A 9,405-nucleotide genomic window follows, 5' to 3' on the forward strand; every position below is an offset into this window, starting at 1 on the left:
CCAGCCCACCCCCCCACCCCCCCCCCGCGCGCCCCCCCCGCGCCCGCGCCCCCCCCCCCCCCGCCCCCGCCCCCCCCCCCGCGCCCCCCCCCCCCCCCCCCCCCGACCCGGGCGGCGGTGCCGTGCAGGACGTCGAGGGTCGTCACTTCCCGGCACCTCCCCCCGCCCCGTCGCGCGGCGACCGCGGCGACTCGCTGAGCACGGCCCGCTTCGAGCGGTACTCCTCGGCGTCGATGTCGCCCTCGGCGTAGCGGCGGCCGAGGACGGCCAGCGGGTGGTCGGCGCCCGCGCGGTACCCGCAGCCGCGGCGCCAGACCGTCCGGCGCAGCATGAAGATCACCAGGAACACGACGGCGATCCAGATCAGCGGGAAGAACAGGATCCAGGGACCGGGCCCGTGCCCGTCCCAGTCGGCGAGCAGCGTGTACATGGGTGGTTCATCTCCTCGGCGTGGGGCCTCCAGGACCTCGGGCGGTTTCCCGAGGTGACTAGAGCGTCCCGCCGGGCGGTCTCATCACGCGTCCCACCGGCAGAGGCAGTTGGGGTACTCCCGAGGGAGTACGAGCGGGCTGTGACACGCCGGGGAGGAAGTAGCCGGAGCGGAAGCAGCCGGGAGGAAGTAGCCGGAGAGGGACGAAACGTCGCCGGGGAGGCGGCGGCCAGGGGCGGCCCGGCCACCAGGAGGAGCGCCGGGCCCCGGACGCTCAGCCCAGCCAGCCCGGCCGCACGAGCCCCGACTCGTAAGCGAGCACGACGAGTTGTGCCCGGTCCCGCACGCCGAGCTTCACCATCGCCCGGCTGACGTGCGTCTTCGCCGTCAGCGGGCTCACCACCAGCCGCCGCGCGATCTCCTCGTTCGACAGCCCCATCCCCACGAGCGCCAGCACCTCGCGCTCCCGCTCGGTGAGCCCTGAGACGTCCGCCAGCCCGGCCGGCGCCGCCTCCGGCGCCTTCGAACGCGCCGCGAACTCGCCGATCAGCCGCCGCGTCACGCCCGGGGAGAGCAGGGCGTCCCCCGCGACGGCGACCCGGATCGCGCGAAGCAGGTCGGCCGGGTCGGTGTCCTTGACCAGGAAACCCGCGGCCCCCGACCGCAGCGCCTCGAAGACGTACTCGTCCAGCTCGAAGGTGGTCAGCACGACCACCCGGACGGAGGACAGCGAAGGGTCCTCGGCGATCCGCCTGGTCGCCTCCAGGCCGTCCATCCGCGGCATCCGGATGTCCATCAGGACGACGTCCGGAACGAGCTCGCGGGCGAGCAGCACCGCGGCCTCGCCGTCGTCCGCCTCCCCGACCACGGTGATGTCGTCCTGCAGCGACAGCAGGGCCCGGAAGCCCGCCCGCACCAGCAGTTGGTCATCCGCCAGCAGTACCCGGATCACTCGCCCTCCGCCTTCGGTGTCGGCAGCTCCGCCCGTACCCGGAAGCCGCCGCCCGGCAGCGCTCCCGCGGAGATGGTGCCACCGAACGCGCCCGCCCGTTCCCGCATGCCGGCCAGCCCGCTGCCCGATCCGCCGGCGTCGCCGAGCACCGCCGGGCCCGGGTCCTCGACCCTGACGACGAGCGCCTCCGGATCCGTCCAGTCCAGGACGACGACCGCCTCGCGCGCCGCCGAGTGCCGGACGACGTTGGTCAGCGCCTCCTGGACGATCCGGAAGGCGGTGAGGTCGGCCGCGGCGCTCAGGGGCCGCCGGTCGCCCAGCTCGTGCACCTCGGCCGTGAGCCCCACCCGGTCGGCCTGGTCGGTGAGTTCGTCGAGCCGGGCCAGCCCGGGCGCCGGGCCGCGCGGCGCCGCCCCGGGCCCGCGCAGCGTCGCGAGCACCTGGCGGACCTCGCCGAGCGCCTCCTTGCTGGTCGACTTGATGGTGGCCAGCGCCGCGCGGGCCTCCTCCGGCCGCTGGTCCAGCAGCGCGAGCCCGACCCCCGCCTGGATGTTGATCAGCGACAGGCTGTGGGCCAGGATGTCGTGCAGCTCCCGGGCCATCTTGAGCCGTTCCTCGTTGGCCCGGCGCTGCTCCAGCTGCTGCCGGTAGGCCCGGTGGGCGGCGATCCGCTCGCGCCGGAACCGGATGATCTCGGCGATCGCCAGCACGAGCAACAGCCAGGCCAGCAGGCCGAGTTCCTGCTGCCACGAGAACGCCGTGCGCGGCACGCGCTGCCAGCCGTCCGGCAGCACGAAGGTGACCAGGACGTGCACCAGGTACACCCCAACCATCCCCGCCCAGGCCGCCCTGCGGCGCCCGCAGGCGATCGCCGAGCAGCAGGCGATCAGCCAGCTCGCGAACACCGGCCCGTACGGGTACCCGGCGGCCAGGTACCCCGCGGTGACGACGGAGGTGCCCGCCACCGCCGGCACCGGCCGGCTGCGGCACACCACCAGCAGGGCCGGGCCGAGCAGCAGCAGGACGTAGCCGAACGCGTCCAGCGGGACCCGCCCGCTCTGGTGCCGCCCGGCGAACGACGACCCGACCACCTGCACCACGGCGACGCCCACCGCGAGCCCCAGCGACCGGCCGCCCCAGGCACCCCGCACCCACGGCGGACGCCACGGCTCGGGCGGCGGCCCGGCCGGACCGTCGGCGGGCGTGGGGCCGTCCGCGGCACCGGGCTCGGCCCCGCTCCGACCGGGCGGCCGCTCCGACGGCGGCGGGGACATCGGCGGCATCATGCCCGGAAGGCTAGACCCGCGCCCCGCCCGCGCGCGTCCTCCACCAGTGGCGTTCGGGCGTACTCCCCCGGGAGTACGCCCCTGCGGGCCACGCCCGGAACCCGGCCGCCGCGGCTCACCCCCTCGCAGCCGCGCCGGCCTCCGCATCGGCCGCCCTGGCCCCGGTCCCGACCCCAGTCCCGGCTCCGGTCCCGGCTCCGGTCCCAGCCCCGGTCCCAGCTCCGGTCCCGGCCCCGACCGCCGCCTTCGCCTCCGCCTCGTCGAAGGTCGCCGACGGCTCCGGCCGCGCCAGTGTGACCACCAGACCGCCCTCCCCCACGTCCGCGATCAGCGTGTCCCCCTCCCGCACGGTGCCGTCCAGCAGCAGGTTCGACACCCGGTTGTCCAGCTCCGACTGGATCGTCCGGCGCAGCGGCCGGGCCCCGAACTCCGGCTGGTACCCCCGGTTGACCAGGAACTCCTTGGCCGCCCCGGTCACCTCCAGCCGCACGTCCTGCGCCTTCAGCCGGCGCCGGCTGCGCTCCAGCAGCAGGTCGACGACGGACAACAGGTCCTTGCGCGTGAGCGCGTGGAAGACGATCACCTCGTCGATCCGGTTGAGGAACTCCGGCCGGAAGTGCAGGCGGAGGTCCCGCATGAGGTCGTCACGGATCTCGTCGACGTTCCCCGCGTGGTCGAGGATCCGCTGCGAACCGATGTTGCTCGTCATGATCACCACGGTGTTGCGGAAGTCGACCGTACGCCCCTGGGAGTCGGTCAGCCGCCCGTCGTCCAGCACCTGGAGCAGCAGGTTGAAGACGTCCGGGTGCGCCTTCTCCACCTCGTCGAACAGCAGCACGCTGTACGGCTTGCGGCGCACCGCCTCGGTGAGCTGCCCGGCCTCGTCGTAGCCGACGTACCCGGGCGGCGAGCCGACCAGCCGGGAGACGGTGTGCTTCTCCTGGAACTCGCTCATGTCGAAGCGGACCATGCGGTCCGGGTCGCCGAACAGCAGCGCCGCCAGCGCCTTCGCGAGCTCCGTCTTGCCGACGCCGGTCGGCCCGAGGAAGAGGAAGGAGCCGGTCGGCCGCTCCGGGTCGCCCATCCCGGCCCGGCCGCGGCGCACCGCCTGGGACACCGCGGTGACCGCCTCGTCCTGGCCGATCACCCTCTCGTGCAGGTGCTCCTCCAGCTTGAGCAGCCGCTCCCGCTCGGTCGCGTTCAGCTCCGCCACCGGGATGCCGGTCCGGGAGGAGAGCACCTGCGCGATGTCGTCCGCGGTGACCGCGACGACCTCCTCACGGGACTCGGCGACCGCCGCCAGCTCGTCCTCGGTCTGCCGCAGTTCGGTCTTCAGGTTGGCGGCCCGCACGAACTCCTCGTCCGCGACAGCCTCCTCCAACTCCCGCTTGAGCTTGGTGATCCGGTCCTGCACCGAGGTCGCCGCGGTCGAACCGGACAGGCTGCGCAACCGCACGCGCGCGCCCGCCTGGTCCAGCAGGTCGATCGCCTTGTCAGGCAGGAAGCGGTCACTGACGTACCGGTCCGAGAGCGTCGCCGCCGCGTCCAGCGCATCGTCGCCGAACCGCACCTGGTGGTGCGCCTCGTACGCGTCGCGCAGCCCCCGGAGGATCTCCACGGTCTCCTCGACGCTCGGCTCCGGCACCAGCACGGGCTGGAAGCGGCGCTCCAGCGCGGCGTCCTTCTCCACGTGCTTGCGGTACTCGTCCAGCGTCGTCGCGCCGACCACGCTCAACTCGCCGCGCGCGAGGGCCGGTTTGAGGATGTTGCCGGCGTCCATCGAACCCTCGCCGCCACCGCCCGCGCCGACCACCGTGTGCAGCTCGTCCAGGAACAGGACCACGCTCTTCTCGGCCGCCGTGACCTCGTCGATCACGTTCTTCAGCCGCTCCTCGAACTCGCCCCGGTACTTCGAGCCCGCCACCAGCGCGGTCAGGTCCAGGGTGACCACGCGCTTGTCCCTGAGGCTCTGCGGCACGTCCCCCGAGACGATCCGCTGCGCCAGCCCCTCCACGATCGCCGTCTTGCCGACGCCCGGCTCGCCGATCAGCACCGGGTTGTTCTTGGTGCGGCGGGACAGGATCTCGACGGTCTGCTCGATCTCCTCGGCCCGCCCGACCACCGGGTCCAGCCGGCCCGAACGGGCCTCCTCGGTGAGGTCCCGCCCGTACTCGTCGAGCGTCGGCGTCCCGCTCGGGTGCGCGCCCGTACTGCTGCGCTCCCCGCCGACGCCCCGCCCGTCCAGCACCGTCTTCAGCGCCTCCTGCGAGGGCGCCGCGTTGCGCAGCGCCGCCCCCGCGCCCGAGCGCTCCTGGTCCAGCAAGGCGCCGAGGATGTGCTCCGGACCGATGTACGACGCCCCCGCCGCCTGCGAACGGGCGTGCGCCGCGAGCAGCGCGCGCTTGGCCGAGGGCGTGAGTGCCGGCTGCCCGTCCACCGCCGGCACGGGGCCGGACGGCAGCACCTGCTCCAGGTCCGCGGACAGCTCGTCCGGATCGATGCCCGCCCGCTCCAGCATCCGGCGCGAGGGCTCCACCCGGGTGGCCGCCCAGGCCAGGTGCGCGGTGTCGAGGTCGCTGCTCCCGTCCTCCGCCGCGCGGTGCGCCGCCATCGCCAGCAGCTCCTGCGACGACTCGCTCAGCAACCGGCCGATCGGCACCCGCTGAACGGCGGGCGGGGAGGCCAGCGGACTCATCCCGAAGAACCGGCTGAGCAGGTCGGAGAACGGATCGCTGGATCCGAACGGGGGCATGGTCACGACGGCTCACCTCTCCCAAGCGGTTTGCTGCCACACAAACACAGGCCGTGGCGGCCCGCCTCCGGAAGCTCCGGCACGCTCACCCGGTGAAGCGGTCCAACAACACGCCCCCGCTGTACGTCACCGCCATCGCCAGCAGCCCGCCCGCGACGTTGCGCAGCACCGCACGCGCCGGACCCGCCCCGCCGAGCCGGGCGCTCGTCCACCCGGACAGCGTCAGCGCCGCCACCACCGCCGCCACCGTCACCGGCAGCCGCCACGACTCCGGCGGCAACAGCACCGCCAGCAACGGGACCAGCGCCCCGAGGGTGAACGCGGCGGCACTCGCCAGCGCCGCCTGCCACGGATCGGTCAGCACCTGCGGGTCGATGCCGAGCTCGGTCTGCGCGTGCGCGGCGAGGGCGTCCCGCTCGGTCAGCGCCACCGCCACCTCACGGGCGAGCCCGTCCGTCAGCCCGCTCCCCCGGTAGTAGTCCGTCAGCTCGTCGAGCTCCCCCTCCGGATCCTCCGCCAGCTCCCGCCGCTCCTTCGCCAACGCGGCCCGCTCGGTGTCCCGTTGGGTGCTGACCGAGACGTACTCACCGGCCGCCATCGACATCGCCCCCGCGAGCAGCCCCGCGACCCCCGCCGCCAGCAACGCCGTCCGCGACCCCGCCGCCCCCGCGACACCCGTCACGATCCCCGCCGTCGACACCACCCCGTCATTGGCCCCGAGCACCGCGGCCCGCAACCAGTTCAACCGCGCCGACAACGCCGCCCGCGACTCGTCCACCCCCCGATCCTCACCCGCCCCAACACCCCCCGCCACCCACAGCAGCCCCCACCCGACGGACCAAAATGAGCCCCTCACCACCACGCCCCACAACGCCGAAGGGCCGGCCCAGGAATGACTCCTGAACCGGCCCTTCGAGACAACTGGTGGGCGCGGACGGTTTCGAACCGCCGACATCTGCTTTGTAAGTTCGATCTACCGGCGTCCCGACGAGCACACCGGCCATCTCAACAGTCACACGTCAGCCCATCGACGTACCCCTGCGGTCATGCACGTGCGCCACCGTTGATGTCAGCCAGTGATGTCGCAACCGGCCAAGGGGGTGGGGGAGGCTGCGTTAGATACCGAGGCGAAAGTCTTCGATCTTCTGCCGAATAAGCTCCCCAGGATCATTTCCCCTTGACTTGTCCGTGAGCATCTGCAGGACGTCGCGATCATCCAGCGGGACCAGCAGCTTGCTATGGAGAATCCACTGCTCCCGGATGATATAAGCTGCAGAATCCTGAACCTTATTCCTGGTCATTATTATGGCAAACAATCCGGCCCCATGGCGGGATAGATAGTTTGCAATCTGAAGAACTTCCTCCTTTTCAATTCCGGCGGCATAGTTCTTTGCATCCACCACGATATAGTCCGCACGATACTCCTCGCGAAGAAATCGCCAGAATCCATCAGTGGCATAATTGGGGAGAATGAAGTCGCGCTTGTTAACCTTCGACTCATTGCTGCTCTCCCAGATTGCGGCTTGCAAGGGAGGGCAGAAGAGATACTCGAAGATCTCCCGACACAGCTTCTGATATGAAGACCAAGTCGCCCTTCCAGGACTCATCTCTGAGAGCCTCGATGCCAGGCTAGTGGGCTGCCCATCCAGAGCACTGCTGAAGTTTTCCGGGGCAAGGAAGGCCGCGGCCTCGCTTGCAAGCCCCACCGACTCCGACATGCGCGCAATCCAAGGCCCGTCCCACACTTCAATACCAGAGGCCTGAAGCACTTCCAAGCTTTTCGGAGACAGACTTCCAGGGGTTGCGAGGACCAGCCTCTGCGGAAGCGTCAGGCGCCCTTCACTCTGGACGCGGGACGCTTGGCTCCTTATTTGATCAACTACTTGATCAATTCGCAGGTCGGTCTGTGGAGGAGCCCTCTTGACCTCAATGATGAATACTTCGCCACCCGACTCCATGAGAATATCGATTCGGCGAGCAAAATTAACATTGTAGCCAATTGCCGACTCGCTATACCCGGATGCCTTAAGGAGCTTCAACAGGAAACGGGTGAGCTCAAACTCTCGAAATTGGGCCCCAGTCATTACGACGCTACTCCACGGCCTTCAGGTGTTGGATCATTGGCGGCATACCACAACGCATACTGGCTAGTCAGCCGGGGAGTACTGGATTTTGAATCTTTCGAAGACATCTCGACAGTCGTCCGCCATTTCCTCAACTTGGACACTGGTGATCTGTTTGATCTCCCCAAGGTCGTCAGGAAATCGCAGAGTACTCATGTGCATGACGTGTTTACTGGCCAGATTCCAGTGCGACCCGAGCTGATCCCAGGCTGCTTGATATTCCCAGCCAGGCAGTAGAGATGCCGCCCTCAGATCCCGGCTATCGGGCTTGAGTGCGAGGAAGTCGGCAGTCAGCCGCACGTTAACGAAGAAGGACTCGATGCACGCAACTCGGATGTGATCGGCGACAACGTGCTCTCCCTTCAGGACCGGAAGTAGGTCAGAGACCTGCTGAACGGCCGCTTCAACAGCGGCGAGGGCGCGCCGCTCGACTGGGAGCTGAGCATTCCACCAAGCAAGGGAGGGGCCGGTGTTCGACATGCGCAGAAGCGTACGGCGAAGGCACCTCCCACGTCTGCCCGTCCGCGGGTCTCCAACGCTTGAGAGTCGATCCGGCAACACGAAGCCTGGCACTGCCACCCTCGAATCGTCCATCCTGTGTTGGTATCCCCTACAGAAGGAGCGGTCAGTGCCCGAGCGGAGCCCGCGCGGCACGTACTTGCGGATTGCCGACGCATTGCGCGCCGAGATCAGCGGAGACTCCACCATGACGTCGCTTCCATCAGAAGCCGACCTGATGAAGGAGCATGACGTCGCCCGCACCACTGTGAAGCGCGCCCTCGACGTCCTCGCGGCCGAGGGCTTGATCCGATCGCAGCCCGGCGTCGGGTGGCTCGTTGTCGGCGCTGCGCCCAAGGTCTCGGTGCTCGACCAGCTCGCTGCCCTCGTTCACGAACTCGGCGTGGACGCCGACTTCCCGTCCGAGAAGGAACTCACGGAGACGACCGGAGCCGCGCGGGGCACCGTCCGGCGTGCCCTAGCTCAGTTGGAAGGCGCCGGCGTTCTCGAAGTACGTCACGGGAAGGGGCGGCGCGTCCGCGCACTTCCCGCCAATCACTCCTGACCCAGCTACCTAGGAACGGATGCCATCGTGTGGGCCTACGAGCTTGCCGAATCCCTTCTGTCCACCGACCTGCCGCGCCGCTGGAACCACTCCAAGGGGGTGGCCAGCAGGGCGCGCACCCTCGCCGGCATCCTCGGCCCGGATGCTGAGCTGCTGGAGTCCGCAGCGGTCCTGCATGACGTCGGCTACTCGCCGCGGATCGTTGACACGGGCTTCCACCCGCTCGACGGCGCACGGTTCCTCCGCGCGGAGAACGTCGACGAGCGCGTCGTGCGCCTGGTCGCCCACCACTCCTGTGCCCTGCTCGAAGCCGAGGAACGGGGCCTTCGCCAGGAGTTGGAGGCGGAGTTCCCGCTGGAGGAGCCCCACTTGGTGGACGCGCTGATCTACTGCGACATGACCACCACTCCGGATGGCACGCCGACAACGACGCCCGACCGGATCGGCGAGATCGTGGGCCGCTACGGACCGGACAGCGTCGTCGGCCGGTTCATCCGCCGCGCCGAGCCGGAGATCGATGCAGCCGCGCGACGTGTCGAAGGCCGGCTGCTCCAGATCGGCACGTCGGCCTAGCCGATGTACGGCTCGGTGCGGTCCGATGCCAAGCCGTGCTTGATCCGCAGCCGCATGGACGGGTGGATGTCCAAGTCGTCGAGGTCCGCTGGGTTGACCCCCCCGGCCCCGTTGGGCTCTGAACACGACCCCCGAGTGGCCCCCACAGGGGCGGGGGCGTTTTAAAAAAAGAAGCGGGCGGCGGCCAAAGAAGAGTTTTTAAAGGTGGGGGGGGGGGGCTTATAAA

Annotated in this window: 9 protein-coding genes and 1 pseudogene; 2 read left to right on the forward strand and 8 right to left on the reverse strand. The window is 70.0% G+C overall.

Annotated elements, in window-relative coordinates; translation table 11 throughout:
• Positions 1 to 142 precede the first annotated feature (142 nt).
• From ACFV4F_RS28110 to ACFV4F_RS28140, 7 genes are all read right to left on the reverse strand, one after another.
• Entirely contained in the window at positions 143 to 430 is a 288-nt protein-coding gene (locus ACFV4F_RS28110) for an SHOCT domain-containing protein (RefSeq protein ID WP_380506520.1), read from the reverse strand.
• 274 nt (positions 431 to 704) lie between these two features.
• Positions 705 to 1,382, reverse strand: coding sequence for a response regulator (locus ACFV4F_RS28115; RefSeq protein WP_380439344.1), 678 nt, complete (start codon positions 1,380 to 1,382; stop codon positions 705 to 707).
• Positions 1,379 to 2,668, reverse strand: coding sequence for a sensor histidine kinase (locus ACFV4F_RS28120; RefSeq protein ID WP_380506523.1), 1,290 nt, complete (start codon positions 2,666 to 2,668; stop codon positions 1,379 to 1,381). Before ACFV4F_RS28120 ends, ACFV4F_RS28115 begins: the two co-directional genes overlap by 4 nt.
• Positions 2,669 to 2,783: 115 nt before the next feature.
• Positions 2,784 to 5,420: an ATP-dependent Clp protease ATP-binding subunit gene (locus ACFV4F_RS28125; protein ID WP_380506550.1), complete on the reverse strand. Its 2,637-nt coding sequence runs from the start codon at positions 5,418 to 5,420 to the stop codon at positions 2,784 to 2,786.
• A gap of 85 nt (positions 5,421 to 5,505) precedes the next feature.
• Complete coding sequence (locus ACFV4F_RS28130; RefSeq protein WP_380506526.1) at positions 5,506 to 6,198, reverse strand: VIT family protein; 693 nt, start codon at positions 6,196 to 6,198, stop codon at positions 5,506 to 5,508.
• Between the two features lie 337 nt (positions 6,199 to 6,535).
• Positions 6,536 to 7,504 (reverse strand): hypothetical protein, encoded by a 969-nt coding sequence (locus ACFV4F_RS28135; protein ID WP_380506529.1) that lies wholly within the window; start codon positions 7,502 to 7,504, stop codon positions 6,536 to 6,538.
• 63 nt (positions 7,505 to 7,567) lie between these two features.
• Complete coding sequence (locus ACFV4F_RS28140) at positions 7,568 to 8,023, reverse strand: hypothetical protein (RefSeq protein ID WP_380506532.1); 456 nt, start codon at positions 8,021 to 8,023, stop codon at positions 7,568 to 7,570.
• A gap of 148 nt (positions 8,024 to 8,171) precedes the next feature.
• Between ACFV4F_RS28140 and ACFV4F_RS28145 the strand changes: the two genes are divergently transcribed.
• Positions 8,172 to 8,606 (forward strand): GntR family transcriptional regulator, encoded by a 435-nt coding sequence (locus ACFV4F_RS28145; protein ID WP_380506535.1) that lies wholly within the window; start codon positions 8,172 to 8,174, stop codon positions 8,604 to 8,606.
• 27 nt (positions 8,607 to 8,633) lie between these two features.
• Positions 8,634 to 9,179, forward strand: a complete 546-nt coding sequence (locus ACFV4F_RS28150) for an HD domain-containing protein (protein ID WP_380506538.1) — start codon at positions 8,634 to 8,636, stop codon at positions 9,177 to 9,179.
• On the opposite strand, the pseudogene ACFV4F_RS28155 reads toward ACFV4F_RS28150, so the two are convergent.
• Positions 9,176 to 9,277: pseudogene (locus ACFV4F_RS28155) on the reverse strand (NUDIX hydrolase); the annotation flags it as partial. The gene ACFV4F_RS28150 and the pseudogene ACFV4F_RS28155 overlap by 4 nt on opposite strands.
• Positions 9,278 to 9,405: the final 128 nt, after the last annotated feature.

The sequence above is a fragment of the Kitasatospora sp. NPDC059722 genome (genome assembly GCF_042733235.1).
Lineage (GTDB): Bacteria > Actinomycetota > Actinomycetes > Streptomycetales > Streptomycetaceae > Kitasatospora.